Source organism: Arthrobacter sp. AD-310, from assembly GCF_054656615.1.
This window is the reverse complement of record NZ_BAAHNO010000003.1, coordinates 41,642-66,320: the sequence shown is the minus strand read 5'-3', so window position 1 is coordinate 66,320 and position 24,679 is coordinate 41,642. Positions and strand designations below refer to the sequence as shown.

Here is a 24,679-nt window from a genome sequence, read left to right as displayed (position 1 = left end):
TGGGAGACAGATGAGCAACAAGAGCATCGGCATCAAGGACGTGGCGCGGGCGGCCGGGGTGTCGGTGACCACGGTCTCCCACGTCCTCAATGACGTTGCCTACGCCCGGGTCAGCCCCGAGACCAAGGAAAAGGTCCGGGCCGTTGCCGAGGAGCTGGGCTACGGCCCCAACCGCCTGGCCCAGGCCCTGCGCACCCAGCGGACCGGGATGATTGGGCTGGTGAGCGAGGACATCGCCACCACTCCGCACGCCGGCCGCATCATCCTGGGCGCGGACGAGGCCGCCAGGGACCGCGGCTACAACCTCATGATCATCAACACCTCTGCCGCGGCCAGCCTCGACTCCCGGACGGCCGACGTCGGCGCCCTGCTCGAACGGCGGGTGGACGGCATCCTCTACGCCACCATGTACCACCGCAGCGTGGAACTTCCGGCGAACCTGGACAGCGTGCCCTCGGTCCTGGTGGACTCCGTCTCTACCGGCGGAAACATCACCGCCGTCGTCCCGGACGAGGAAGGCGGCGCCCGGACCGCGGTGTCCGCCTTGCTGAAGGCGGGCCATACCCGGATCGGCTTCCTGAACAACACCGACGACGTCCCGGCCACCCGCCTGCGCCTGAAGGGTTTCCGGGCCGCGCTCGCCGAGGCAGGGCTCGACGGCGGCGCGGCACCTGTGGAGTCAGCGCCATCCGAGGTGCAGGACGGCTACGAGGCGGCGCGACGGATTCTGGGCGGCACCGGCCGCGCTGACAGGCCTTCGGCCCTGTTCTGCTACAACGACCGGATGGCGATGGGCGCCTACCGGGCCGCCGCCGAACTGGGCCTCCGCATCCCGGAGGACCTGTCCGTCGTCGGCTTCGATGACCAGCAACTCATCGCCGCAAATCTGCACCCGGGCCTCACCACCGTGGCGCTCCCGCACTACGAGATGGGCGCGTGGGCGGCACGGCAGCTTATTGACGCCATCGAAGGCAAGGCCGACCTGGCCCGGATGGCCCGTCAGCCCACCCTTCTGGACTGCCCGCTGGTGCCCCGCGACTCGGTGGCTCCGCCTGCCGAAACCAGCAGGTAGCACCCACACAGGGAAGCGAGTACGCCCTACTGGTGACGGCTGGAAGCGCTGCTTGGTACTTTCGAGCATCACAGCGGCGAGGGGCGCGTGCCATGTCCTCGCACGCGCCCTGTTCCAGTTGAAGAGGGTGGACTGTGTTCAAGTTCCTGCGTCTCCGTGCACTGCTGACAGCGCTGCTTCTGGCTTTGGGAGGTATCTTCGTGGTCCCTCTGGCCGGATCGGCGGCCGAGGGTGATGCGGGGGTTGAAGGCCCGTCGCACGTTGGCACCGGGACCCCGACAGGCACGAAACGGGCGACCAGCCTCCTGTGGTTCAATGACGGCATCTGGTGGGGGAACCTGTGGGACACGGCCACCTCCAAGTTCCAGATCTTCCGGTTCGACGCCGCGACAGGATCCTGGGCCAGCACCGGTGTGGTGACGGACGGCAGGGCCAATACCCACCACGACGTGCTCTGGGACGGCAACACGCTGAACGTGGCGAGCTACCGGTTCGTTAACGACGGCCTGCCGGCAGAACCCAATTACCCCACCACGCTGCGGCGGTACAGCTACGATCCCATCAAGAAGACCTACACGCTGCTGAGCTCCACCCAGATCAACAACTCGAGGGTTGAGGTCCTGACCATCGACAAGGACTCCACCGGCCGCGTCTGGGCAACCTGGCAGCAGGGGAACCAGATCTATTTGAACGTCACCGAAACGGACGGCAAGACCTGGGGCACGCCCTTCCGCCATCCCGCGGAGTTGGCCAACGTTTCCGTAGACGATATCTCGGCTGTCGTCGCGTTCGACGGCAACAAGATGGGCCTGATGTGGAGCCGCGAACTGGGGAACGAGACCGACGGCATGTACTGGAGCTTCCATGTCGACGGTGCCCCCAGCGCTGAATGGAGCGCCCCCGTGGCAGCCGTTTCCGGGCTCCGCAGCGGTGACGACCACATCAGCCTGAAATGGCTGGACTCCTCCGGAGGGCGGGTGTTCGCCGCCGTCAAGACTTCCTACACGTCCGCAGCCCAGCCGCTGATCCAGCTGCTGGCACTGAACGGCACCGCCTGGGCCGCGCACACCATCGCCACGGTGGCCGAATGCCCCAACAGGGTGATGGTCATGATCGACGAGAGCACCCAGATGCTGCGGACGTTCGCCACCTACCCGAAGCCCGCCGGCACCACGAACGCCGGCGTTTGCAGCAGCTCCGGCGGCGCGATCTACGAGAAGTCCACGCCGCTGGGCGCCATCGACTTTGCCGCCGCGCCCAAGACGCTCCGCATCATGGACGCGGACCAGTACGTCCACAACGTCACGTCCACCAAGCAGAACATCAACGCCGCCGGGCGGGGCACCGGGGACAGCGGCCTGCTGCTCCTGGCCGACGTGAACGCCACCAGCCGCTACTGGCACTTCTACGAGCCCGCCGCCACCGGTGACACCACGGCTCCGACGGTGACTGGAACCTCTCCGGCGGCTGACGCGACGTCCGTCCCGGTGACGGCCAACGTGGCCGGGACCTTCTCTGAGGCCATGGACCCGGCAACCGTTTCTTCCGCCACGTTCACGCTGCAGTCCGGGACGACGGCGGTTCCGGCTGCGGTCGCCTACGACAGCACGGCGAACGCTGCCACGCTGGATCCTGGTACGGACCTGGCGGCGGGAACCACCTACACGGCGACGATCAAGGGCGGCCCCGACGGGGCCAAGGATGCAGCCGGCAACCCGTTGGCGTCCGACGTGACCTGGACCTTCACCACCGCCCCTGCCGCCCCGCCCGGTCCCGAAACCGTTACGCTTACCCCTGCCGCTGACAGCTACGTGTCGAGCCAGACGCCGAACAAGAACTACGGCGCGATGCCCAAGCTGTGGGTGGACAACAGTCCCGTGGAAGTCATGTACCTGAAGTTCGACCTCTCTGCGTATGCGGGCAGGACACTGGCCAGTGCTGCGCTGCAGGTGAGCGTCGCCGACAACGCTTCCGTGGGCAAGCAGAACGTGAAGCTGGTAGGTGACGACAGCTGGACCGAAGGCGGGCTCAACTACAACAACCGGCCCGCACCCGGTTCCAGCCTGGGCATCTTCGGGCCGACAACCATCGGCTCGAGCTACACGGTCCCCCTGACCGTTGACGGCCTGGCCGGTGAACTCGGCCAGCAGCTCACGCTCGGCCTGGACACCCCCAGCACCGACGGCCTGGCACTCAGTTCCAAGGAGGCGGGCAGCACTGCAGCTCCCAAGCTCGTCCTCACGTTCCAGTAACGGTTCCCGGTGGTTGAGCTTGTCGAAACCCGGTTTCGACAAAGCTCAACCACCGTCTTCGACGGGGCGGCCGGTTCCCGAGACTCTTTAGCTGCCGGCCCCGCCGGCTTTTGCCAGCACGATCGGCTGGTAGTAGCCACTGTCGCCGGGCATCAGCCACTCGGGGCCGGTGAACCCTGCCGATGCGAGCAGGGCCTCAAGCTTCGCCCGGCCCAACGCCCGGTAGCGGGTGCCGCGCGAGTGCGCCCGCCACGAGCCGGCCTCCACCTCGGTGAAGGTGAACAACTCGATGTCCACATACTCGGCGTCCTCCGACCAGCTCCACGCCTGGCCGGACCCGTGCCGCCGCCCGACGGCGCCGTGCACCGAGAGCGGCACCCCGGGAGGCCGGGTGATCCTTAGTGCGTCGTAGTCACGAAGCGAAACCAGCAACAGCCCGCCGGTTCCAAGGCACGCATGGACGCTGCGCAGGGCACGTTCCAGGTCCTCGTCCGTCAGCAGGTGGGGAAGGGCGTTGTCGCAGGAAATGACGACGTCGAAGGTGCCGTCCACATGCCCGCGGACATCGCGGATGTCGCAGGTCCTGAACCCTGCGCTGATGCCCCGCGCGGCCGCCTCCCGCCGGGCCCGTTCCACCGCCCCGCGGCTCACATCGCTGGCTGTCACGCTGTAGCCACGCCGGGCCAGCGGCAGCGCCTGGGTTCCGATGCCGCAGGTGCAGTCCAGGAGGCGAGCCGAGGGGAAACCCCGCCGCGAGAGGACCTGTGCGATGACCTGCCCGTGCCACTGCGCCGCGGACCACCAGTCCTCGAAGAGGAGGTGGTACTCGGAGGCGAGGGCGTCATAGAACTCTTCGGGCCCAACCCGGGCTGCCATGCCCCCATCCTTCCCGGGTTCCGGCGCAATGAACAGGGTCCAGGAACGTCCAACCACCCGCCGGCCGGTAAGCCTCCCGGAGTTTCGGCATGCTCAACCACCGGACCATGGATAGAATCGGGGGCCAGACGAACGATCACTGCTTAGCCGGAGGTACGGAGAAACAATGTCGGAATGGCTCGAAGTCGGTGCGGACAACTATGTGCTGGTCACCGAAGGATCGCTGCTGAACACCGGACTGATCGTGGGATCCGAACGGGCCATGGTGATCGACACCGGCTGCGGACCGCGGCAGGGGCGGGAAATCCTTGAAGCGGTGCGGGAAAAGACCCAACTGCCGCTCGTCGTCGTCAACACCCACGCGCACTACGACCACTTCTTCGGCAACGCCGTGTTCGCCGAGGCCGGCGTCACCGAATTCTGGGCGCACCAGAACTGCGCCACCGAGATCAGCGAACGCGGGGACCTGCAGCGCCGCTTCGTGGGCACGCTGGAACCGGAAATGTCCGCCGGCGAAGGCGACAACGTTGAACTGGTGGTTCCCAACGCCATCGTCAAGGACCAGCCGGTGCTGGTGGACCTTGGCGGGCTGGCCGCCACCCTGTTCTACCTGGGCCGCGGCCACACCGACGGCGACCTCCTGGTGGGCAGCCCCACCACCCTGTTCGTGGGGGACCTCGTGGAGCAGGGCGCCCACCCGTCCTTCGAGGACTCCTACCCGGAGGAGTGGGCCGACGCGCTCCGCCACATCTCGGCGCTGCGCCACCGCTACGAGTTCCTGATCCCCGGGCACGGGAAGCCCTGCAGTGACGGGTTTGTCAAGACCATGGCCAACACCATGACCACCGCTGTTCGCCAGGCACGCCAGTCCATCCGCGACACCCCGGACGACGCCACCAAAGCCATCCCGGTCCTGCCCTACGGGCCGGAACAGTCCCGCTGGTTCATCAAGCGGCTGCAGGAAACCCGCAGGGAGGGCTAAGGGTTTCGACGGGCCCAACCACCGGGGCTTCGACAAGCCCAACCACCGGACGGACAATGTTCCCCATGAAGCTTGCCCGAAACGCGGAATCCGCCGCCGTGGTGATCAACGCCGGCGCCCGGCTCGGGGTTTCGGCCCGGGAGCAGGCGGTGGGGAGGCTGCAGCAGGCGGGCCTCCCGGTCTCCTCCGTGCACCACCTGGTGTCCGGGGCTGAGCTTCCCGGAACCCTCGACCGGGTGCTCGCCGACGGCCACGACCTGGTGGTGGTCGGCGGCGGCGACGGGACCGTCAGCTACGCCGCCGGCAGGCTCGCCGGGACCCGCGTTGTGCTCGGCGTCCTCCCGCTGGGCACCGCCAACGACCTCGCCCGCACCCTGGAAATCCCAAGCACCCTGCCCGAGGCCTGCGCTGCCCTGGCCGACGGCAAGGTGGTGGACATCGACCTCGGCCGCGCCAACGGCCAGCCGTTCCTCAACGTCGCTTCCGTGGGCCTCTCGGTCGGGGTGACCGAGAGCCTCAGCCCCAAGCTGAAGCGCCGGCTCGGGCCGCTGGCCTACGGGGTGGCCGCTGTCCGCGCCTACGCCCGGCACAAGCCGTTCCGCGCCCGGCTCGAATTCCCCGGCGGCGACCACGAAACGCTGGAGCTGGAGAACATGCTGCAGGTGGCGGTGGGCAACGGCCGGCACTACGGCGGCGGGAATGCCGTGTCACCCACCGCCGGGATCGACGACCACACCCTGGACATCTACGCCATCCCCGGCGCACCGCTCCGCGAGCATGTGCGGATCGCGCGGATGCTCAAGGACGGCAGCTTCGTGGAACGCAGCGGCGTCCATCACCTGACCAGCCAGCGCGTCCGCCTGCTCACCGACCCGCCGATGCCCGTGAACCTCGACGGCGAGATCGCCACGGCCACGCCCACGGACTTCACCATCAACCGCAACGCCGTCCACGTCGTCGTGCCGCAGGGCAGCACCAGCGCCACCCTGGACGGGTAGGCGGGCTTCGAAACGGAAGCGGACGACGGCGGCCGCGCGCCGCCGTCGTACTCTCGCTACAGCTGCGTGGTACCGCCGCCGGCCAGGAAAACGTCCAGCTGCGCCGACTGGTGCGCCGCCAGTGCCTTGTCCGCGTTGGCGTTGGTGCTGGCGAGAAGGGGGATCTCAAGGCTGGCATTGCAGCCGCGGCAGCGGATCTCGTCCGTCCACACCCAGCTGTACGCCGGGTGCAGGTCCCGGACCTGCTGCATCGCCGTGGTGATTGCTTCCGCCTTGGCTGCAAAGTGCGCTGCGTCCTCGTTGCTGAGGCTGCTACCAATTTCGATGTCGATGCTCATCGCCGCCTCTTTTCCGTTGGTGCCGGATGGTGCTGACGACAGTAGTCGGTGTTCTCCGGCGAAGGAATGCTCCGCAGGTTACGGTTTGGCCAACTTCTCAATTCGATGGAGTTTCGCGCAGGGTACCCTCACAGGTTTGCCAGGAGGCCGCCGACGTCGTCCAGGGCGCCGGGAACCAGCGAGAAGTAAGCCCACGTTCCGCGCTTTTCGCGCTGCAGCAACCCGGCGTCAACCAGGATCTTGAGGTGGTGCGACACCGTGGGCTGGCTCAGGTCCAGCGGATCGGTGAGGTCACAGACGCAGGTTGCGCCGGAAGACGAGGACTTGATGATGGAAAGCAACCGCAGCCGGTTAGGGTCGGCCAGCGCCTTGAAGACGGCGGCCTGTTGTTTTGCCTCTTCGGCTCCCAGCGCTGTCCCTGCCGGTGCGCAGCAGGTTTCTTCCGTGGCAGGGTCAAGAACGGGCAGCAGCTTCATGTACCCATTATGCGCCAATATTGACGGTCATCAATGTGCTGCGCCCCGCTTGGCGGACGGCGGCTAGGATGCCGGCTTGCCTGCCCCGTGCGGAAGGACGACGTCGTCTGCCGCCCGTCCGGCGGAGGGAAACAGCAGCAGCACCAGGCCCAAACCTGCCGCCGCGCCGACGAGCTGCGCGGCGATGAAGGGCGGCACGGAGCCCGGTGCGATGCCGGCAAAGGTGTCGCTGAAGATCCTGCCAACCGTCACGGCCGGGTTCGCGAACGATGTTGATGACGTGAACCAGTACCCCGCGCCGATATATGCGCCCACCGCGGGCGCGGCAAGGACCCCCCGTTTGGTGGCGGCCAGGCTGAAGATCAGCAGGATGAGCCCGGCCGTTGCCACTACTTCACCCAGGAGGTGCCCGCCGGTGGCGCGGTCCTTGCCCGAGATGGCGGTCCCGACGTCGAACATGGCGTTCGCCACCACGCTGCCGCTGACGGCGCCCAGGGCCTGGGCCGCCACATAGGTGCCGAGCTCCGGAATGGTGAGGCCGGAGCCGGAGCGGCGCCCCAAAATCCAGTCCGCGAGCGAGACCACCGGGTTGAAGTGCGCGCCGCTGACGGGCCCGAACACCAGGATCAGGACCGTCAGGCCCAGGACGGTGGCGGTGCTGTTCTGGAGCAACTGCAGTCCGACATCATTGGGGGAGAGCTGCTGGGCCGCGATCCCGGAGCCGACCACGATCATCACGAGCAGGCTGGTGCCAAGGAGCTCGGCTGTGGCGCGGCGCCAAAGGGGCGGTGGGGAGGAAGTCATGGCATCAAGCTTGACCGAAATAATTAACTCAGTCAAAATTGAGTCAATGAAAACTGATCCAGCTGATGCTTTCCGTGCCCGGGTAGCCAAGCACGCAGCGCTCGCCGATCCTGCCCGGCTGCGGATTGTGGACCTGCTGACCCTGGGTGACTTATCGCCCACCGAGCTGCAGGCCGAACTGGACATGCCGTCCAACCTGCTCTCGCATCATTTGCGGACGCTCGAGGCCGCGGGGCTGGCCACCCGCCACCGCTCCGAAGCCGACAAGCGGCGCAGCTACATCCGCCTTGCCGCGGATGCGCTGGAGGGGCTCGCACCCGGCGTCGAACACGGGGCCGAGCGCATCCTGTTTGTCTGCACCCGCAACAGTGCCCGCTCGCAGCTTGCCGCCGCCCTGTGGCGGCAGGTCAGCGACATTCCGTCCACCTCCGCCGGCACGCACCCGGCGGACCGGATCTCGCGGGGAGCTGTCGACGTCGCCCGCCGCCATGGGCTGGACCTGCCCGACGTCGCACCGCGGAAGCTGGCCGCGTCCCGCGACGGGGGCGACTTCATCGTGACGGTATGCGACAACGCCCACGAGGAGCTTCCCGCGCTCGGGGGTGTCCACTGGTCGGTGCCGGACCCGTTGCGGCTCAATACGGAGGAAGCGTTCGAGGCCGCCTTCAAGGACATTTCCGGCCGAATCCATGACCTTGCGCCCCGGCTGCGCGCGGCCTGATCAAGCGGGCGGGCTGCCGCCCCAAAGTTAATATTGACAACCATCAATAAAGCGTCCGATACTCCTTACATCGATCAACATCAATATTTGGTCGCAGGGCGTGCGGGCGTGGATACCTCAACAGATTCCACCCCTCAGTAACCGATCTCCAGGAGACAACCAGTGAGCACCGAAACCGCCAAGAAGCCTTCCGTCCTGTTCGTCTGCGTCCACAACGCCGGCCGCTCCCAGATGGCCGCCGCCTTCCTGGCCACCCTCGGCAAGGGCCGGATCGAGGTCCGCTCCGCCGGGTCCCAGCCCGCGGACAAGATCAACCCCGCCGCCGTCGAGGCGATGGCCGAACTCGGCATCGACATGTCCGCCGAGGTCCCCAAGGTCCTGACCACCGAAGCCGTGAAGGAATCCGACGTGGTCATCACCATGGGCTGCGGCGACGAGTGCCCGTACTTCCCTGGCAAGCGCTACGAGGACTGGGGGCTCGAGGATCCGGCCGGCAAAGGCGTCGAGTCCGTCCGCCCCATCCGGGACCAGATCAAGACCCGCATCGAGGACCTGATCGAATCCCTCATCCCCGCCTCCAAATAACCAGTACGGGAGGAGGTGAGCCGAATGCCAGCCGGATGCTGCAGCGATGACTGCTGCGATGACGATCAGGACTGCTGAACCCCGTCCCCACCCAACTAGGTAGCAGTAACTGTCGTTTTGACGCTCCAAAACGACACTTACTGCTACCTAGTTGGGCAGGTGCCCCACCGAACCGCACCACCCACCTACCCACGAAAGAGGACAGCATGGATTCGAGCAAGAACCTCCCCGTTGCCGTGATCGGCGCCGGACCCGTTGGCCTGGCGGCCGCGGCCCACCTGCTCGAGCGCGGCCTGGAGCCCGTGGTCTTCGAGGCAGGACCGGCGGCGGGCGCGGCCATCGAGCAATGGCGCCACATCCGGCTGTTCTCACCCTGGCGGTTCAACATCGACCCCGCGGCCCAGCGTCTGCTCGAGGCCGCCGGCTGGGAATCTCCGCGCCCCACCGCCCTTCCCTACGGCGGGGAACTCATCGACAACTACGTCGCGCCGCTGGCCGCGCTGCCGGAGATCGCGTCCCGGCTGCAGACCGGCGCCCGGGTGGTGGCCGTAACCCGGCAGGGCCTGGACAAAACCCACGTCCGGAACCGGGACGAGACCCCGTTCACGGTCCGCGTCGAGCACGCCGACGGTGAAACCCGGGACCACACCGTCGCGGCGGTCATCGACGCGTCCGGCACCTGGTCCGGCCGCAACCCGCTGGGGACCTCCGGCCTGCCCGCCATCGGCGAAGACACCGCCGCGGACCGGATCTCCTCGCCCCTTCCTGACGTCACCGGCCGGGACCGGGCAGCGTTCGCCGGCCGCCGCGTCCTGGTCGTCGGCGCGGGACACTCCGCGGCCAACACGCTGATCAGCCTCGCCGACCTTGCCAAGGAGGCGCCGGCAACCACCATCCTGTGGGCCGTCCGCGGAGCAACCGCTGAGAAGGTCTATGGCGGCGGCGACGCCGATGGGCTGCCCGCCCGGGGCCAGCTGGGCGGCCGGCTCCGGCGCCTCGTCGAGGCCGGCAAGATTGGGCTGCAAACCGGCTTCGGCATCGCGTCGCTCAAAGCCCTGGACTCAGGCGTGACCGTCGCTGCCGTGGATGGCCGCACCCTGGAAGCCGACGTTATCGTCCCGTGTACCGGCTTCCGCCCGGACCTGGACATCCTGCGCGAACTCCGGCTCAACCTCGACCCCGCCGTCGAAGCGCCCATGGAGCTGGGCCCGCTGATCGACCCCGAATTCCACTCCTGCGGCACCGTCCCGCCGCACGGCGCGAAGCTCCTCGCCCACCCGGACAAGGACTTCTACATCGTCGGCATGAAATCCTACGGCCGGGCACCCACCTTCCTGCTGGCCACCGGCTACGAACAGGTCCGCTCCGTTGTCGCCGCCCTCGCCGGGGACCGCGAAGCCGCCGACACCGTCCAGCTCGAGCTTCCGGAAACAGGCGTCTGCTCCACTGACGCCGGCACCAGCTGCGATGTCCCCGCCGCGGTGGGAATGACGACGGCGGAAGGTGCCATCCCGCCGTCGGCCGCCGCTGCGGACGGCTGCTGCGGCACGCCGGAACCGGTGCTCGTCGGGTTCCCCACGGGGCTGACCCACGGCCGCTCCGGCCTTGACTGACCCGAGCCTCTCATGAACCTCGACACTGGAGCGCTGCGATGAACGAACATCAAGTACAGCTTGGGCTGCAGGACAATACCGAGCTCCTGCACCGGATCAGTGCCCGCCTCGGTGAAAAGTTTGCCGGGATCTTCGCTGCCGAAACGGTCGAGCGGTACGTCTTCGAGTCCTACACCGCCCTGGCGCGGACCGCGAAGATCAGCGCCTATCTGCCCGCCACGACCGAACATTTCGCCGGTGACCGGCTCAGCGCCCTGGCCAAATCCAAGGGCGCCATCGCGTCGGAGGTCCCCGAGGTCCTGTTCGTCTGTGTACAGAACGCCGGGCGGTCCCAGATGGCCGCGGCGCTGCTCACTGTCGAGGCCAAGGGCAGGATCCACGTCCGTTCCGCGGGCTCCCTGCCTGCAGAGCGGCTCGACCCGGCCGTTGCCACAGTCATGAACGAGATGGGCGTGGACCTGACCCGGAATTATCCGAAGCCCCTCACCGACGACGTGGTGCGCGCGTCCGACGTCGTGATCACCATGGGCTGCGGGGACTCCTGCCCCATCTACCCGGGCAAACGCTACGAGGACTGGGACCTGCCCGACCCGGCAGGCCAGCCCCCCGAGAAAGTGCGGGAAATCCGCGACCAAATCCACGACCACGTCAAAACCCTCGTCGATTCACTCACCAAGGAAACTTCCCACTCATGACTGAAGAAACCACATCCAAAAAACCGGCTGTGCTGTTCGTCTGCAGCAAGAACGGCGGCAAATCCCAGCTCGCGGCCGCCCTCATGCGGGACCTGGCCGCCGATACTGTCACCGTCCATTCCGCCGGCACCAAACCCGGCAAGTCCCTGAACCCCCAGGCCGTGGACTCCCTCGCCGAGCTCGGCATAGGCGTTGAAGGCGAACACCCCAAACCCGTCACCAATGAGGTGCTGGACAGCGTCGATGCAATCATCGTCCTGGGCACCGAAGCCCAGCTCGAACCGCGTGAGGGCAAACGCTTCGAGATCTGGGAAACCGACGAACCCTCGGAGCGGGGCATCGAAGGCATGGAGCGGATGCGGCTGGTCCGGGACGACATCAAAACCCGGGTGCAGGCCCTCTACCCGGAGCTCACCGGGAAGTAGCCGTGCCCGCCCCCGCGGTATCCCGGATCCTGGTCGCGGAAGGAGCACCCCGCGGCGGCCTCGCCGCGCTCTGCATCACCCAAACCACCGCGTGGGGCGTGCTCTACTACGCGCTGCTGGCCGCGGTCCGGCCCATCAGCAGCGACACCGGGTGGGACCCCACACTGATTACGGCAGCCTTTTCCGCGGGCCTTGTTGTGTCCGCGGCGGCGGGGGTCGCCGTCGGGCGATTCCTGGACCGGGCCGGTCCGCGGAACCTGATGACCACGGGGTCCCTCGGGGGTGTGCTCGCGCTGGTCGTGGTGGCCGCGGCGCCGAACCTGCCCCTGTTCGCGGCGGGTTGGCTGCTGGCCGGAACGGCGCAGGCCGCGGTGCTGTACCAGCCGGCGTTCACCGTGATCAGCCGCTGGTACGGGCCTGCCCGGGTGCGGCCGCTCACCGTCCTGACGCTTGTTGCCGGTTTCGCGTCCACCATCTTCGCCCCTCTTACTGCTGCCCTCTGTTCCGCTTTGGGCTGGCGTGGCGCCTTCCTTGCCCTCGCCGTTGTGCTGGCCGTGGTCACGGTGCCCCTGCATGTTCGCTACCTGAACCGGGACTGGGCTCCGCCCCTGCCGGAGGCCTTGACGGACGGTAGCCGGGCGACCGTCCGTGCGATCCGGCGCAGCCGCGAATTCTTGGGCTTGCAAGCACTCATGGTCCTGCTCTGCCTGGGGCTGTACCCGTGACGCTGAACATCATTCCCTTGCTCATGGAAAAGGGCGTTGACTACGCAGCGGCCGCACTCGGCCTGGGACTTGTCGGGGCCGGACAGGTGGGCGGCCGCCTGCTCTTTGCCGCCATCCCTGCCCGCGCGCGCATCCTGGTGATCACCGGAACCGCCGCCGCTGCTGCCCTTCTGCTTGCGCTCCTTCCCGGGCCCGCGCCCCTTCTCATTGCTGCCGGCGTGCTGGCCGGTGCTGTCCGCGGGTGCCAAACGCTCCTGCAGGCCACAATCGTGGGCCAGCGGTGGGGCAGCCAAAACCTCGGCACCCTGCAGGGCATGTTCGCGGCCCCGCTAACCGCCGTCGCAGCCCTTGCACCGGCCGCCGGGCCGGCAATAGCGGGCTGGCTGGGCAGCTACACCGCCATGGCCTGGGCCATGGCGGCAGCCGCCGGCGTGGCGGTGTTTATTGCCGCCGCAGCGGCACCGCTGGCCGAAATCGGGCAAGAGTCCATTAGCGGCGGGTCTCCACGGAGCGCAGGGCGGCCTTGAGGTCCTGCAGGGACGGAAGCCCGGCAGGTCCTTCGGCGGTGGGATAGACCCTGCATGCGAAGCCCGGCGGGGCGGACGAGGGGAACAAATCGCGTCCATCGGCGATAAACGAGGGCGAACCGCGGAACATCAGCGCCACCGCACCCTGCCCATCAACCACCTCGACAACCTGCACGGCACCATCCATGGCTTCGGCAGCCAGGGCCCCGCGGAACAGCTCCAGGGCGGGAGTGGCATGGGGGCAGTGGGGGATGACCCGCAGTTCACATTGCACGGCACTCAACCATCGTTCCGACACCGTTCACCGCTTTCCCGGGCCTGGTCGAGGGTGATCCTCGCCGGGACGGGAGCGGGCTTGGAATCCGTTGCAGCGCCAGCACAGCAGTCACAGCCGTTGTTGTCCTCTGCGCCCGTTCCAGGGATGGTGCAGCAGGCGTCACCCCGCCAGGCATTGATGCCTTCCCGAACGGCGATACCGGCAATCACCAGGGCGGCCCCTGCGTCAGCCCACCACCAGCCGAGGGCGCTGTTCAGGACCAGGCCCACCAGCAGGAAGGCTGAGAGGTAGGTGCAGAGAAGGGTCTGCTTGGAATCGGCCACAGCCGTCAGTGACCCAAGCTCCCGGCCCGCCCGGCGCTGTGCCCAGGAAAGCACGGGCATGATCGCCAGGCTCAGCGCCGCGATGATAATCCCTGGCGTCGAGTGCTGCGCTTCGCCAGCCCCAGTGAGGGAACGAACAGCGTCCACTGCCACAAAGGCGGCGAGGGCAAAGAAGGAGACGGCGATGATCCGCAGGGTCAGGTGCTCCCGCCGTTCAGGATCCTTTGCCGAGAACTGCCACGACAAGGCCAGTGCGGACGCCACCTCGATCACCGAATCAAGCCCGAAGCCGATCAGCGCCGAGGAGTCGGCGACGCCGCCTGCCCAGAGCGCCACGACAGCTTCGATGAGGTTGTAGGTGATGGTTGCGGCAGCGAACAGCCGGATCCGGCGGGTCAGGACCGCCCGGCGTTCCACATCAGGCGTCCGCACCAGCGTGCTCATGCGACGCACTCCCCATCAGGCGCGCAGCAGGCGGGGTCGACGGCCAGGACAACGCCGAGCAGGTCCTTGATGGCATGTCCCAGCCGCGCATCGGCGAGCTCATACCGGGTCCGCCGCCCATCCGGCACTGCGACGACCAGCCCGCATCCCCGCAGGCACGCCAGGTGGTTCGACATGCTCTGCCTCGAAACACCGAGTGATTCCGCCAGATCCGAGGGACAGGACGGCGCCTCCGAGAGTGCCAAAAGGATGCGGGCGCGGGTCGGGTCCGAGACCGCGAAACCGAACCGGGACAGCACCGGCGCGTGGGTGAGCGTCTCCATGGACCCAAAGTACATCCATGGATGTATTCACGCAATCGTGTACGGCCAAACCTGGGAGACCGTGTCAGGATTTGAGAATCCGCCACCTACCCAGGCCAAAGGAGTTCGAGGATGACCGCCGAGGCACCTGCCGCACCCGAAACCGGATACGCCAATGTCAACGGGCTCCGGATGTACCACGAGCTGCACGGCAATGCCGGCAGCGACACTACTCCGCTGCTCCTCCTCCACGGCGGGCTCTTCGACATTGAACAGCAGTTCGGGCAGCTGATTCCCGCCCTGTTGGCGGGGCGCCGGGTGATCGCCGCCGATTTCCAGGGGCACGGCCGGACCAACGACATCGACCGGCCGCTGCGCACGGCGGACCTGGCATCCGACGTCGTCGGGCTGCTTGGGCACCTTGGCGTCAGCAAGGTTGATGTGTTCGGGTTCAGCGTGGGAGGTGCAGTGGCCCTGCACCTCGCGGTCAGGCACCCGGAGCTTGTGCGCAAGCTCATCGTGTCGTCGGTGGCATTCCGGCCCGACGGCGACCGGGGCGGCAACAGCGAAGCGGTCGCCGAGATGACGGTGGACATGATCGCCGGCACCCCAATGGAGGAACGCTACCTCGCCGTGTCGCCGCATCCCGACCGGGAGCACCTGCAGGGCCTCCTGGACAAACTCGCGCACTACGGTGAGGGCGAGGCCGGGTGGAGCGACGACGAGATCCGCGGCATCGCCGCCCCCACCCTGATCACCGTGGGCGACTGCGACATGGTCAGGCTGGACCACGCCGTGAAGTTCCTCCAGCTCCGCGGGGGAGACGTGAACGGCGACTTCGAGGGCGTCCCCGCCTCCCAGCTTGCGGTCTTCCCCGGCACCACGCACTTTTTCGGGCTGGCGCGGACTGACCTCGTCCGTGACGTAGTGCTCACGTTCCTTGACGCTCCCGCGCCCACCGGCTGGTCCGACCGCTAGCACCGCCCCAGGCGAGGTCACGACAGCGGACGCTTGCCGCCGTCGTACGCAAGCGAAGAACCCCGCATCGGGTCTCTGTCCGCGGGGTTCTTCGTCCGGTTCTTACCCCGTGCCGGGCCGGCTCAACCAACCGGTGCCTGCATGCCGTTTGCCGGCATCAGTTCCGCAGCGGGTTCCGGGGCGCTGCCAGCGGTACCGGCGTCCTTCTTTCCGCTGTCCTTCACCCCGCCGTCCTGGGCTCCGCTGTCCATGGCCCCGGCGGGCATGCCCGGGGCGGCCGGCTGGCGCTGGCCGTTGGTGGCCGTCCCGCCCATGGCGCCTGCCGGCATGTCGGCCGTCTTCAGGGCGCCGCCAGCGCTGCTCTCCCGGTCCGTGTCCCCGGTCATGGCCGCGGCGCCGGCAGCACCAGTGGTCTCTTCGGTGAGGAATGGCCGGTTCTGCCACCGGTGCCAGAGCGCGTTGTCCGTGCCGCGGACGAAGGCCTCGAGGCGGCCGTCGGCGTTGCTCGCCACCGTGATGTTGGAGGTGAGGATGCCGCCCAGGGAGTGCCAGCCGGACCATCCGCTGTTGGGTGCGGTCTGCCACATGTGCCACAGGGCGTTGTCGGTGCCGCGGACGAAGGCCTCGAGGCGGCCGCTTGCATTCTTGCCCACGGCGATATCCGAGGTGAGGATGCCGCCAAGGGACGCCCAGCCGGACCAGCCGCTGTTCGGTGCGGTCTGCCACTTGTGCCAGAGGGCGTTGTCGGTGCCGCGGACGAAGGCCTCGAGGCGGCCGTCGGCGTTGCTGGCCACAGTGATGTTGGAGGTCAGGACGCCGCCCAGGGAGACCCAGCCGGACCAGTTGCCGTTGGGCGCCGTCTGCCACTTGTGCCAGAGGGCGTTGTCGGTGCCGCGGGCGAAGACTTCGAGCCGGCCGTCCGCGTTCTTGCCCACCGCGATCTCCGAGGTGATCACCCCGCCCAGTGACGCCCAGCCGGACCAGTTGCCGTTGGGCGTGGTCTGCCATCGGTGCCACACGGCGCCGTCGGTGCCGCGGGCGAACACCTCGAGCCGGCCGTCGGCGTTGCGGCCGGTGGCCGGGGGACCCGTGATGACGCCGCCCAGGGAGTTCCAGCCTGCCCAGTTGCCGTTGGGTGTGGTCTGCCACCGGTGCCACAGGGCGTTGTCCGTGCCGCGGGCGAAAATTTCCTGCCGGCCGTCCAGGTTGTTCGCCGCCGCGATCTCGGTGGTGATGACGCCGCCCAGGGAGTTCCAGCCTGCCCAGTTGCCGTTGGGCGCCGTCTGCCACCGGTGCCATACGGCGCCGTCGGTGCCGCGGGCGAAGGCCTCCAGCCGGCCGTCCTTGTTCCTGCCCAGGGTGACATCGGAGGTGATGACGCCGCCGAGCGAGTTCCAGCCGGACCAGGCCTCCGGGGCTGGCGGGTAGAGTCCCCGGAACCCGTCGATGTCGTCCTGGGTGAGGGCCCGTTTGGTGAAATTCGCGGACACCGTGGGGGCCATCACGGCGTTGGCCACACTGGAGTGCGCGAGCCCGACGATGTGGCCGAACTCGTGCAGCGCCACCGTTTCGATGTCGAAGGCGCTGGCTACGGCGCCGACGCTCCAGACGTGTTCGCTGTCGTCGAAGTGGACAGGTTTGGGCAGCGTGTTGGTGATGACGCTGCAGCCAGGCGGAAAGTCGGCGTGGGCCAGGACGCCGCCCACCATCGAGTGGTCCGGGTCCGCGGCCGGCCGCCAGCCGATCCTGATGTCCGGGCTGGAGCCGAGGGCCACCTCGGTGAACGTCAGCCCGCCCAGGTTCTGCCAGGTGGTGATGGCCCGCCGGATGGCATCAAACTCGGCGCTGCCTGCCACATCATCCGTTCCGGTGTCGAAGGCAAACGTGAGCGTCCGGTCCGCCCAGGCGCAGGTGGTGGAGAACGCCAGGTCGCCGTTGCGCATGTCCGGAAGCCCGCAGCGGGGCCGCATCATGGCTTCCCGGGTGGCGTCGTCGAAAACCCCTGTCACCGGAAGGTGGAAGAACTCCTGGAAGCTGCGCAGGGCCCCGGCGGTGGGATCGTCCAGGACGCCGAGTTCCCTGGCCGTTGACGGTCCAAGGTAGCCGAAGCGTTCCAGGTAGCTTTGGACCTTGCTGAATCCCGGACTCCGTTCACCCGGGGAGGTGTTTTCGACGGCGGCCAGGTAAGGGGCCGAACTGTACTGCTCTTCAGGCATTTGACTCTCCTTGATCTGTTCGGATGCTGCGCAGGATCTGCAGGGCGGTATCCCGGCCTGCACCGGCGCGTTGATGGATGACGGCGGTGCCCTGGCCCGGGATCCTGGCGGCAACGGTGAGGATGCCCTCCTCCTCGAAGAGGACGAAGTCCGCCGTACTGGTGCCCAGGGACTCCCGCCAATGCGCGTAGCCGGGTTTGGCTGCATAGCCGGTAAGCGGGTCGGCGAACGGGCTGGCGTCAACGGTCAGGCGCATTCCGGCGCCTTCGAGGACGGCGGCGCTGCCCTCGATGCCGCGCTCGGCCGAGGGCGCGAACTGGCCAGGGACGTCCATCACCAAGCCCGCCACCCGGATCGAACTCCATGGCTGCCCCATTACCCCGTCCTCAGCTGCGAGGGAACCCACAGCAAGTAGTGCACCAGAGGAGCGTTACTGCACCGTTACGGCCGTCGTGGGGCACTTTCACACGGACACGCCGCCTTTCTTCCTGATTTACGACGGCGGCAGCCGCCAAAGTGCCCCGCGACCGCCGCCCGGGTATGCCGGTCCACCGTGGCCCGGACGGTAATATGGCCCCGATTAAGGGAAATGGGGGCGTGGCATGACGAAGCGGGACTGGATCAAGTACGCTGCACTGTTCGTGCTGGCCGTGGCGGCATTCGGGGTGGCGGCGCTCGCCCTGATGAACCCGCGCGGTATCGGCGCAGCTGCCCCCGAACCCGCAGTTTCGCTTGTGGTACCGGCAGCCACGGCAACCCCCGCTGCGACGCCCACACCCACCGCGACCGCCACAGTTACGGCCACAGGTACACCCGTGTCCCGGCCAAAGATCGCGCTGCCGGCCGAGCCCGTCGTCCTGATTCTCGGTGATTCGTACACGGCCGGGGACGGTGCCGGCAGCCCAGGCCAGGGATGGGCAAACGTGGTGGCCAAGGAGCTCGGCTATCCCGCCAACATCGACGGCGTGGGCGGAACCGGGTTCGCCTGGGGCGGCGGGGCGCAGGACGAATTGGATGGCGAGTACGAAACCCGGCTGCGCGCCGTTGCGGCCAATCCCTCCTTTGTCCCCAACGTGCTGATCCTGCAGGGCGGACAGAACGATGCCCAGGTCACGAGCCAGGATGAAGTCCGGGCTGCCACCACGCAGACCATTGAAGCCGCACGCCGGTTCTGGCCGGGCGTGCAGGTGGTGGTCCTGGGGCCGTCTGCGCCGCAGCCGCTGGCCGAGGAACTCCGCACGGTGAACACAGCGGTCCGCGCCGGAGCCGAAGCGGCCGGCGCTCCTTTTGTTGACGCCGTCGAGGGCGGCTGGTTCACCGCTGCCAACAGCCCCGGGTACGACTTCGACGGGGCACACCCGAACGCTGCCGGACACGCCTATATCGCGGCGAAGTTCCTGGAAGCCTGGCGCGCGCTCGTCCAATAACCCCGCCGAGATCGAGTTTTTGTCCAGGTATGCAGGGTTAAGCACAGGTGAACCCTGCATACCTGGACAAAAACTCCGAGGGGGAGGTGTTTACCGGAAGTCGGCGCTGTTCTCCTTGGCCACTTCGAGCAGGGTCGCCTGGAACGCGATCTCTGCCGCGGCCCGGACCCTGTCGTGGCGGTGGGCCAGCAGCACGCGCCGGGACGGGGCGCTGGAGCCCAGCGACACGATGCTCACGCCGGGATGCTTGTTGACGACGGCGGTCCGCGGCGCGAGTGCCACACCCAGTCCCACGCTGACCATCGCCTGCGCCTCCTGGTAGTCGTTGGCGTGGAAGGAGATCCTGGGCGAAAACCCCGCGGCCTGGGCGCTGCGGTGCAGTACCTCGACCACCGGGTGCTCCTCCTCGCGGACGATCCATTCCTCACCGGCCAGGTCCGCCATGTCCACCTGCTTGCGCCGCGCGAACCGGTGGTCCTTGCCGACGATCAGGGCAGTGGCGTCCTCAAACACGGTGGTGAGCGCGAAGTTTTCCGGACTGATCCGGTTCCACTCGTAGTCCCACAACAGCGACATGCCCACCTGGCCGTTCTCCAGCATCTCAATGAGGTCGTTGAACCGGCTGCTGCGCACGTGCAGGTCGATGGCCGGGTACTGGGCTTTGAATTTGCTGATGACCAGGGGAAGGAAGGACCCGCCGAGGGTGGGGAAGGTCCCCATGGTGAGGCTTCCCCGGTTCAGGCCGGCAATCTCGGCCAGGTCCGCCTCGGCGGCCGCCATCTGGCGCAGGATCCGGCGGGCGTGCGCGGTCAGGACGTGCCCGGCGTCCGTGGGCACCATGCCCCGGGCCTGGCGCTGCAGGAGCGGCTGTCCCACTTCTGCCTCCAGGCGGCGCAGCTGCTGCGAAACACCCGACGGCGAGTACACGTGCTTGTCCGCCGCGGCGGTGATGGACCCCAGTTCCACCACATCCAGCAGCAGTTCCAGCCTTCTAATGTTCAGCACAGCCCGTTCCTCCTTGAAGCGTTTGTAACACCCTCCTGCTGATTTTATACAAGTACTTCATCTTTGGCGTGCTTTCGCGGGCGTTCTATCGGGCTCGCGGGCCAGCTCTGCCGAAAGTCAGTCCAACCAGGGCATTTTCACCGCCGATGATTGAAGTAAAAGTGCATAGACCTGCATTTTTTAGCGTTTGTAATTCATCTGCGGTGCGCATCACACTTGGTTAAGCCAGTACGGCTGAGGGCCTCAATCCGGGCCCCGGGAAAGGTGAAAGCAAACATGTTCAAGATCCCAGCTACGTGGATGCGTGGAGGAACCAGCAAGTGCTGGGTCTTCGAATGGGACAGCCTCCAGGTTCCGGGCAAGACCGTGGACGAGGTGCTCCTTCGCCTCTTCGGAAGCCCCGACAACCGCCAGATCGACGGCGTGGGTGGCGGCACGTCCACCACCAGCAAAGCCGTCATCCTGGCCAGGTCCGTCAGCGAGGACGCCGACGTCGACTACACCTTCGCACAGGTCGGCATCGACGAGCAGCGCGTTGACTGGGGCAGCAACTGCGGCAACTGCTCCGCCGTCGTCGCCCCCTACGCGATCGAGCGCGGCTGGGTCGCCGCCGGCCCTGAGACCACGGCGGTGCGCACCCTGAACACGAACACCAACCAGCTCATCCTGCAGAAGGTGGATACCCCCGGTGGCGAACTTGGGCACTCGGGCACGCAGATGATTCCCGGCGTCCCGTTCCCCGGCATGCCGGTCGGCATGGGCTTCTTCGACCCCGCCGGAAGGACCACAGGCAAGCTGTTCCCCACCGGGGAACCGCAGGACAAGGTCACCTTCGACGGCCGCCAGGTGCCTGCAACCTTCATCGACGCCGGCGCCCCCGTCGTCATCGTCGAAGCCGAGTCAGTCGGACTCACCGGCCACGAGACCGCCGCGGAGATTGACTCCCGCACCGAACTCCTGGTGCACCTGGACGACATGCGCCGGGACGCCGCCGTCCAGATGGGGCTCGCGGAAACCCGGGCGGACGCGGAACGCGCCATCCCCAAGCTTGCCCTCGTGGCCAGGGCCGGCGACGGCGACGACGCCGACCTGGTGGTCCGGATGCTCTCCATGGGCCGCCTCCACCCCGCCCTCGCGATCACCGGAAGCGTCGCCCTGACCATGGCCGCCCAGCACCCCGGAACCGTTGCCTCCAACCTCATCACCGGGGATGTGTCCGCCGGAGTCACCATGCGGACCCCCGCCGGCCTGGTCCAGACCTGGGCCGAAAACCGGGACGGCACCCCGGTTGTCGGCGCCCTCCGCAGCGCCCGCCGCCTGGCAGACGCAGAACTGCTGCTCCCCGACACCTGGTAACAGTCCACACCACTCCGGCCGCCGCAAGGCGCCGGTCTCCCAACAAAGGACACCTCAATGACGAGCCAAAAATCCTCCCTGGAACCTCCTGGGGACATGCAGTCACCTGAGCCCACGGAACTCCCCGATCCGCCGAAGCATTCCCGCCGCACCATCCTCACCGCAGTGGGCGCCCTGGCCATCCTTGGGCTGGGCACCACGGTCCTGGGCGAGGGCCTCCTCAACCCGCCGTCCAGCACCGAAGACGGAAACTTCGAGGGGGAAACCCTGGAATTCCTCATCCCGCTGGCATCCGGCGGCGGAACCGACACCTGGGCACGGTTCATCGGCACCGAACTGACCAACTACGTGCCCGGCCGTCCCGGGTTCGCGCCCGTCAACGAGCCCGGCGGTGAAGGCATCTCCGGCACCAACAAGTTCGCCCGGTCCGCCAAAACCGACGGCACCGAGATCCTGGTGGGCACCGCCTCGACCGTGGTGCCGTGGGTCCTGGGCCGCACCGCAGTGAAGTACTCCTTCGAAAACCTGCAGCCCGTCGTCGTCAACGGCACCGGCGGTGTCATCTACGCGCGGACCGAAGCAGGCGTCACCGGCGTCAAGGACCTCATCAACCGGGACAAGCCCCTCGAGTTCGGCGGCATCAGCGCCACCGGCCTGGACATCACCACCCTGGTGGCATTCGACCTCCTTGAAGCCGACGTCACCTCCACCTTCGGCTTTGAGGGCCGCGGCCCGGTCAACCTGGCGCTGCAGCGCGGCGAAATCGACCTGGACTACCAGACCACGTCGGCCTACGGGTCCGCGGTCGAAGGCATCGCCAAGGAGGGCAAAGCCACCGTGCTGATGTCCTTCGGCCAGCTGGACAGCTCCGGCGAAGTCGTCCGGGACCCGAACTTCCCGGATGTTCCCACGGTCCCCGAGGCCTACGAAGAGCTGCACGGCAAGAAGCCCTCCGGCGAAAAGTTCGAAGCCTACAAGACCCTCCTGGGCCTGACCTACACCTACCAGAAGGGCCTCTGGGTCCCGGAAAAGACACCCGAAAAGGCCGTGACGCTGCTCCGCGAATCCAGCGAAAAACTCGGCGCGGACAAGGACTTCCAGGCCAAAGCCGCCAAAGTCCTCGGCGGCTACCCCCTGGTGGCGGACGCCGACATGGCAGACCGCGTCCGGGCCGCCTACACCGTCAGCAGCTCCGTCAGGACCTACGTCAAGGACCTGCTCGAGAGCAAATACAACATCCACGTTGAATAAGGACCACCATGCTTGATTCCGCTATGGCAGCGCTGGCATCACTTGCTGATCCGTCCCTGCTGCTGATGCTCCTGATCGGCGTCGTCGCCGGTCTTGTCATGGGCCTCATCCCGGGACTGGGCGGCACCGGCGCCGTCGCGATCCTCCTGCCCATCACCTTCGGCATGGAACCGCCCCAGGCGCTCGCGCTCCTGATCGGCGCGCTCGCCGTCGTCCATACCTCCGACACCGTCTCGGCCGTGCTGCTCGGTGCACCCGGCTCCGCATCCGCCAGCGTCACCATGCTGGACGGCTACTCCATGGCCCGGAAAGGCCAGGCCGCCCGGGCACTGACACTGGCGTTCCTGTCCTCCATGGCCGGCGGCATCATCGGCGCCATCGGCCTGACCCTGGCTATTCCGCTGGCCCGGCCCCTGGTCCTTTCCTTCGCCAGCCCCGAGCTCTTCATGCTGACGGTCCTCGGCGTCGCCCTCGCCGCCGTGCTCTCCCGCGGCAACATCATCAAGGGCATCTCCGCCGGCCTGCTTGGCCTGGTCCTCGGCATGGTGGGCACCTCGCCCACCACCGCGGAGGAACGCTTCACCTTCGGCAGCCTGTTCCTCGGCGACGGACTCTCCCTCGTCGCGGTGGCGCTGGGTATCTTCGGCCTGGCCGAGATCGCCTCCCGCGCCAGCCAGCGGCGCGGCCAGAAGGAGAACATCACCCTCGGCGGCGGCTGGGGCCAGGGCATCAAGGAATGGCTGTCCCACTGGACCCAGGTCATCCGCGGCGCCCTGATCGGCATCTGGGCCGGGGTCCTGCCCGGCGTCGGCGCCACCGCAGGAACGTGGCTGGCCTACGGCCAGGCCGTTGCCACCGCGAAGGACAAGCGCAAGTTCGGCAAGGGCGACCCGCGCGGCATCGTGGGCCCCGAAAGCGCCAACAACTCGGTAGAGGCCGGCGACCTGATCCCCACCCTGCTGTTCGGCATTCCCGGCGGCGTCCCGTCGGCGATGCTCCTGGGCATGCTCCTCACCTACGGCATCCAGCCGGGCCCGTCCATCATCACCGAGCACCTGGACCTGATGTACCTGATCGTGTGGTCCTTCGCGATCGCCTCGATCCTCGGCGCCCTGTTCTGCTTCCTCAGCGTCAAGCAGCTCGCCCGGCTCACCAAGGTTCCCTTCGCCGTCCTCGCGGCTGGCCTGGTCGCCGTCATGCTGCTCGGCTCCTTCCAGGAGGGCGGCCAGCTTGGCGACTTGTGGGTGATGATCATCCTGGGCGTCTTCGGATGGCTGCTGAAGTCCACAGGCTTCCCGCGGGCACCGTTCCTGATCGGCTTCGTCCTGGCCATCCCGCTGGAGCGCTACTACTTCCTCACTGACAGCCTCTACAACGGCCTGGACTGGATGGCACGCCCCGGCGTGCTCGTCTTCCTCGCCATCCTGGTGCTGCCCATGATCTGGGCGTTCATTAAGTTCATCCGCGCCCGCCGCAACACCAACCTCGACGACGGCCACCGCGACGAGCGCCCCGAAGACGACGAGAGCCCGCTGAAGAACTCCACCTGGTCCCTCGCCGCGGCAGGCATCTTCGTCGTCGCTTTCGCCGCAGCGCTGATTGCCTCCCAGTCCTTCTCACCCGAAGCACGCCTGGTGCCGCAACTGGTAAGCATCGGCGGGCTGGTGTTCTCCGGCATCCTGCTCTTTACCGAGGTCAGGACCCGGCTCCGGGCCAGGACAGCCGGAGCAGGATGGACGCTCGACGCCGGCTTCGCCATGAAGACCTTCCTGTGGATGACGGCGTTCCTGGCCCTGACCGCCGCGTTCGGCTACCTCGTCGCCGTCACGGTGTTCATCCCGGCGTTCCTGCTGGTCGTCGCCAGGGCACGCCTCAAGGTGGCCATCATCTACACACTGGCGCTGTACATCGTGCTGCTCGCCCTGCCCTCGTTGCTCCCCATCGACCTGCCGCAGGGCTGGCTCAACACGCTCGTCTAGCCCAACCCGCCCTGACCACCTACCGGAAAGAA

26 protein-coding genes are annotated in these 24,679 nt (G+C 67.6%); 16 read left to right on the top strand and 10 right to left on the bottom strand.

Annotation, left to right across the window (positions count from 1 at the left end; translation table 11 throughout):
- Window positions 1-10 precede the first annotated feature (10 nt).
- On the top strand, window positions 11-1,072 hold the full coding sequence (locus ACYQ1Z_RS01500; RefSeq protein WP_459790594.1) for a LacI family DNA-binding transcriptional regulator: 1,062 nt from the start codon (window positions 11-13) through the stop codon (window positions 1,070-1,072).
- A gap of 134 nt (window positions 1,073-1,206) precedes the next feature.
- Window positions 1,207-3,324, top strand: coding sequence for an Ig-like domain-containing protein (locus ACYQ1Z_RS01495; protein WP_459790593.1), 2,118 nt, complete (start codon window positions 1,207-1,209; stop codon window positions 3,322-3,324).
- An 87-nt stretch (window positions 3,325-3,411) separates the two neighbouring features.
- Here the strand turns inward: ACYQ1Z_RS01495 and ACYQ1Z_RS01490 are convergent, their stop codons facing one another.
- Window positions 3,412-4,200 (bottom strand): class I SAM-dependent methyltransferase, encoded by a 789-nt coding sequence (locus ACYQ1Z_RS01490; RefSeq protein ID WP_459790592.1) that lies wholly within the window; start codon window positions 4,198-4,200, stop codon window positions 3,412-3,414.
- Window positions 4,201-4,366: 166 nt separating this feature from the next.
- Here ACYQ1Z_RS01490 and ACYQ1Z_RS01485 point away from each other — a divergent pair, with 166 nt between their 5' ends.
- Window positions 4,367-5,182 (top strand): MBL fold metallo-hydrolase, encoded by an 816-nt coding sequence (locus ACYQ1Z_RS01485; protein ID WP_459790591.1) that lies wholly within the window; start codon window positions 4,367-4,369, stop codon window positions 5,180-5,182.
- A 65-nt stretch (window positions 5,183-5,247) separates the two neighbouring features.
- Complete coding sequence (locus ACYQ1Z_RS01480; protein WP_459790590.1) at window positions 5,248-6,180, top strand: lipid kinase; 933 nt, start codon at window positions 5,248-5,250, stop codon at window positions 6,178-6,180.
- 56 nt (window positions 6,181-6,236) lie between these two features.
- On the opposite strand, the gene ACYQ1Z_RS01475 is transcribed toward ACYQ1Z_RS01480, so the two are convergent.
- From ACYQ1Z_RS01475 to ACYQ1Z_RS01465, 3 genes are all read right to left on the bottom strand, one after another.
- On the bottom strand, window positions 6,237-6,518 hold the full coding sequence (locus ACYQ1Z_RS01475; protein WP_459790589.1) for a hypothetical protein: 282 nt from the start codon (window positions 6,516-6,518) through the stop codon (window positions 6,237-6,239).
- A gap of 128 nt (window positions 6,519-6,646) precedes the next feature.
- On the bottom strand, window positions 6,647-6,994 hold the full coding sequence (locus ACYQ1Z_RS01470; RefSeq protein WP_459790588.1) for an ArsR/SmtB family transcription factor: 348 nt from the start codon (window positions 6,992-6,994) through the stop codon (window positions 6,647-6,649).
- Between the two features lie 63 nt (window positions 6,995-7,057).
- Window positions 7,058-7,798, bottom strand: coding sequence for an aquaporin (locus ACYQ1Z_RS01465; RefSeq protein ID WP_459790586.1), 741 nt, complete (start codon window positions 7,796-7,798; stop codon window positions 7,058-7,060).
- A gap of 46 nt (window positions 7,799-7,844) precedes the next feature.
- Between ACYQ1Z_RS01465 and ACYQ1Z_RS01460 the strand changes: the two genes are divergently transcribed.
- From ACYQ1Z_RS01460 to ACYQ1Z_RS01430, 7 genes are all read left to right on the top strand, one after another.
- Entirely contained in the window at window positions 7,845-8,519 is a 675-nt protein-coding gene (locus ACYQ1Z_RS01460) for an arsenate reductase/protein-tyrosine-phosphatase family protein (protein WP_459790585.1), read from the top strand.
- 162 nt (window positions 8,520-8,681) lie between these two features.
- Window positions 8,682-9,104, top strand: coding sequence for an arsenate reductase ArsC (locus tag ACYQ1Z_RS01455; protein WP_459790584.1), 423 nt, complete (start codon window positions 8,682-8,684; stop codon window positions 9,102-9,104).
- Window positions 9,105-9,310: 206 nt separating this feature from the next.
- Window positions 9,311-10,717 carry an FAD-dependent oxidoreductase gene (locus tag ACYQ1Z_RS01450; protein WP_459790583.1) on the top strand — a complete coding sequence of 469 codons (1,407 nt, stop codon included), beginning with the start codon at window positions 9,311-9,313 and terminating at the stop codon, window positions 10,715-10,717.
- Window positions 10,718-10,755: 38 nt separating this feature from the next.
- Window positions 10,756-11,412 (top strand): arsenate reductase ArsC, encoded by a 657-nt coding sequence (locus ACYQ1Z_RS01445; RefSeq protein ID WP_459790582.1) that lies wholly within the window; start codon window positions 10,756-10,758, stop codon window positions 11,410-11,412.
- Window positions 11,409-11,837 (top strand): arsenate-mycothiol transferase ArsC, encoded by a 429-nt coding sequence (locus ACYQ1Z_RS01440; protein WP_459790581.1) that lies wholly within the window; start codon window positions 11,409-11,411, stop codon window positions 11,835-11,837. The genes ACYQ1Z_RS01445 and ACYQ1Z_RS01440 overlap by 4 nt, the downstream gene beginning before the upstream one ends.
- Before the next feature lie 2 nt (window positions 11,838-11,839).
- Window positions 11,840-12,562 (top strand): MFS transporter, encoded by a 723-nt coding sequence (locus ACYQ1Z_RS01435; RefSeq protein WP_459790580.1) that lies wholly within the window; start codon window positions 11,840-11,842, stop codon window positions 12,560-12,562.
- Window positions 12,559-13,089: a hypothetical protein gene (locus ACYQ1Z_RS01430; RefSeq protein WP_459790579.1), complete on the top strand. Its 531-nt coding sequence runs from the start codon at window positions 12,559-12,561 to the stop codon at window positions 13,087-13,089. Before ACYQ1Z_RS01435 ends, ACYQ1Z_RS01430 begins: the two co-directional genes overlap by 4 nt.
- Here the strand turns inward: ACYQ1Z_RS01430 and ACYQ1Z_RS01425 are convergent.
- Genes ACYQ1Z_RS01425 through ACYQ1Z_RS01415 form a run of 3 tightly spaced genes read right to left on the bottom strand, consistent with a single transcriptional unit; the run spans window position 13,052 to window position 14,456 of the window.
- Window positions 13,052-13,363 carry a hypothetical protein gene (locus tag ACYQ1Z_RS01425; RefSeq protein WP_459790578.1) on the bottom strand — a complete coding sequence of 104 codons (312 nt, stop codon included), beginning with the start codon at window positions 13,361-13,363 and terminating at the stop codon, window positions 13,052-13,054. The two genes, ACYQ1Z_RS01430 and ACYQ1Z_RS01425, sit on opposite strands and share 38 nt — an antisense overlap.
- Window positions 13,364-13,368: 5 nt before the next feature.
- Window positions 13,369-14,133 carry a cation diffusion facilitator family transporter gene (locus tag ACYQ1Z_RS01420; protein ID WP_459790577.1) on the bottom strand — a complete coding sequence of 255 codons (765 nt, stop codon included), beginning with the start codon at window positions 14,131-14,133 and terminating at the stop codon, window positions 13,369-13,371.
- Entirely contained in the window at window positions 14,130-14,456 is a 327-nt protein-coding gene (locus tag ACYQ1Z_RS01415; protein WP_459790713.1) for an ArsR/SmtB family transcription factor, read from the bottom strand. The genes ACYQ1Z_RS01420 and ACYQ1Z_RS01415 overlap by 4 nt, the downstream gene beginning before the upstream one ends.
- Window positions 14,457-14,567: 111 nt before the next feature.
- Here ACYQ1Z_RS01415 and ACYQ1Z_RS01410 point away from each other — a divergent pair, with 111 nt between their 5' ends.
- A complete protein-coding gene (locus tag ACYQ1Z_RS01410; RefSeq protein ID WP_459790575.1) occupies window positions 14,568-15,413 on the top strand; it encodes an alpha/beta fold hydrolase in 846 nt (281 codons plus the stop codon).
- A gap of 122 nt (window positions 15,414-15,535) precedes the next feature.
- On the opposite strand, the gene ACYQ1Z_RS01405 is transcribed toward ACYQ1Z_RS01410, so the two are convergent.
- Window positions 15,536-17,629: a matrixin family metalloprotease gene (locus tag ACYQ1Z_RS01405; protein WP_459790574.1), complete on the bottom strand. Its 2,094-nt coding sequence runs from the start codon at window positions 17,627-17,629 to the stop codon at window positions 15,536-15,538.
- Complete coding sequence (locus ACYQ1Z_RS01400; RefSeq protein WP_459790573.1) at window positions 17,622-18,005, bottom strand: hypothetical protein; 384 nt, start codon at window positions 18,003-18,005, stop codon at window positions 17,622-17,624. Before ACYQ1Z_RS01400 ends, ACYQ1Z_RS01405 begins: the two co-directional genes overlap by 8 nt.
- A 226-nt stretch (window positions 18,006-18,231) precedes the next feature.
- On the opposite strand from ACYQ1Z_RS01400, the gene ACYQ1Z_RS01395 reads away from it, so the two are divergent.
- Window positions 18,232-19,056: an SGNH/GDSL hydrolase family protein gene (locus ACYQ1Z_RS01395; protein ID WP_459790572.1), complete on the top strand. Its 825-nt coding sequence runs from the start codon at window positions 18,232-18,234 to the stop codon at window positions 19,054-19,056.
- Between the two features lie 90 nt (window positions 19,057-19,146).
- Here the strand turns inward: ACYQ1Z_RS01395 and ACYQ1Z_RS01390 are convergent, their stop codons facing one another.
- Window positions 19,147-20,061, bottom strand: a complete 915-nt coding sequence (locus ACYQ1Z_RS01390) for a LysR substrate-binding domain-containing protein (RefSeq protein WP_459790571.1) — start codon at window positions 20,059-20,061, stop codon at window positions 19,147-19,149.
- A 276-nt stretch (window positions 20,062-20,337) separates the two neighbouring features.
- Between ACYQ1Z_RS01390 and ACYQ1Z_RS01385 the strand changes: the two genes are divergently transcribed.
- Genes ACYQ1Z_RS01385 through ACYQ1Z_RS01375 form a run of 3 tightly spaced genes read left to right on the top strand, consistent with a single transcriptional unit; the run spans window position 20,338 to window position 24,647 of the window.
- A complete protein-coding gene (locus tag ACYQ1Z_RS01385) occupies window positions 20,338-21,417 on the top strand; it encodes a PrpF domain-containing protein (protein ID WP_459790569.1) in 1,080 nt (359 codons plus the stop codon).
- A gap of 57 nt (window positions 21,418-21,474) precedes the next feature.
- Complete coding sequence (locus ACYQ1Z_RS01380) at window positions 21,475-22,668, top strand: Bug family tripartite tricarboxylate transporter substrate binding protein (protein WP_459790568.1); 1,194 nt, start codon at window positions 21,475-21,477, stop codon at window positions 22,666-22,668.
- 8 nt (window positions 22,669-22,676) lie between these two features.
- Window positions 22,677-24,647 (top strand): tripartite tricarboxylate transporter permease, encoded by a 1,971-nt coding sequence (locus tag ACYQ1Z_RS01375; RefSeq protein ID WP_459790567.1) that lies wholly within the window; start codon window positions 22,677-22,679, stop codon window positions 24,645-24,647.
- Window positions 24,648-24,679 lie beyond the last annotated feature (32 nt).

Coding starts and splice junctions, on each gene's coding strand:
- ACYQ1Z_RS01485 (WP_459790591.1), top strand. CDS start 4,367: ATGTCGGAATGGCTCGAAGTCGGTGCGGACAACTATGTGCTGGTCACC.
- ACYQ1Z_RS01440 (WP_459790581.1), top strand. CDS start 11,409: ATGACTGAAGAAACCACATCCAAAAAACCGGCTGTGCTGTTCGTCTGC.
- ACYQ1Z_RS01410 (WP_459790575.1), top strand. CDS start 14,568: ATGACCGCCGAGGCACCTGCCGCACCCGAAACCGGATACGCCAATGTC.
- ACYQ1Z_RS01405 (WP_459790574.1), bottom strand. CDS start 17,629: ATGCCTGAAGAGCAGTACAGTTCGGCCCCTTACCTGGCCGCCGTCGAA.
- ACYQ1Z_RS01415 (WP_459790713.1), bottom strand. CDS start 14,456: ATGGAGACGCTCACCCACGCGCCGGTGCTGTCCCGGTTCGGTTTCGCG.
- ACYQ1Z_RS01445 (WP_459790582.1), top strand. CDS start 10,756: ATGAACGAACATCAAGTACAGCTTGGGCTGCAGGACAATACCGAGCTC.
- ACYQ1Z_RS01420 (WP_459790577.1), bottom strand. CDS start 14,133: ATGAGCACGCTGGTGCGGACGCCTGATGTGGAACGCCGGGCGGTCCTG.
- ACYQ1Z_RS01475 (WP_459790589.1), bottom strand. CDS start 6,518: ATGAGCATCGACATCGAAATTGGTAGCAGCCTCAGCAACGAGGACGCA.
- ACYQ1Z_RS01375 (WP_459790567.1), top strand. CDS start 22,677: ATGCTTGATTCCGCTATGGCAGCGCTGGCATCACTTGCTGATCCGTCC.
- ACYQ1Z_RS01480 (WP_459790590.1), top strand. CDS start 5,248: ATGAAGCTTGCCCGAAACGCGGAATCCGCCGCCGTGGTGATCAACGCC.
- ACYQ1Z_RS01380 (WP_459790568.1), top strand. CDS start 21,475: ATGACGAGCCAAAAATCCTCCCTGGAACCTCCTGGGGACATGCAGTCA.
- ACYQ1Z_RS01400 (WP_459790573.1), bottom strand. CDS start 18,005: ATGGGGCAGCCATGGAGTTCGATCCGGGTGGCGGGCTTGGTGATGGAC.
- ACYQ1Z_RS01450 (WP_459790583.1), top strand. CDS start 9,311: ATGGATTCGAGCAAGAACCTCCCCGTTGCCGTGATCGGCGCCGGACCC.
- ACYQ1Z_RS01500 (WP_459790594.1), top strand. CDS start 11: ATGAGCAACAAGAGCATCGGCATCAAGGACGTGGCGCGGGCGGCCGGG.
- ACYQ1Z_RS01395 (WP_459790572.1), top strand. CDS start 18,232: ATGACGAAGCGGGACTGGATCAAGTACGCTGCACTGTTCGTGCTGGCC.
- ACYQ1Z_RS01385 (WP_459790569.1), top strand. CDS start 20,338: ATGTTCAAGATCCCAGCTACGTGGATGCGTGGAGGAACCAGCAAGTGC.
- ACYQ1Z_RS01490 (WP_459790592.1), bottom strand. CDS start 4,200: ATGGCAGCCCGGGTTGGGCCCGAAGAGTTCTATGACGCCCTCGCCTCC.
- ACYQ1Z_RS01460 (WP_459790585.1), top strand. CDS start 7,845: ATGAAAACTGATCCAGCTGATGCTTTCCGTGCCCGGGTAGCCAAGCAC.
- ACYQ1Z_RS01470 (WP_459790588.1), bottom strand. CDS start 6,994: ATGAAGCTGCTGCCCGTTCTTGACCCTGCCACGGAAGAAACCTGCTGC.
- ACYQ1Z_RS01465 (WP_459790586.1), bottom strand. CDS start 7,798: ATGACTTCCTCCCCACCGCCCCTTTGGCGCCGCGCCACAGCCGAGCTC.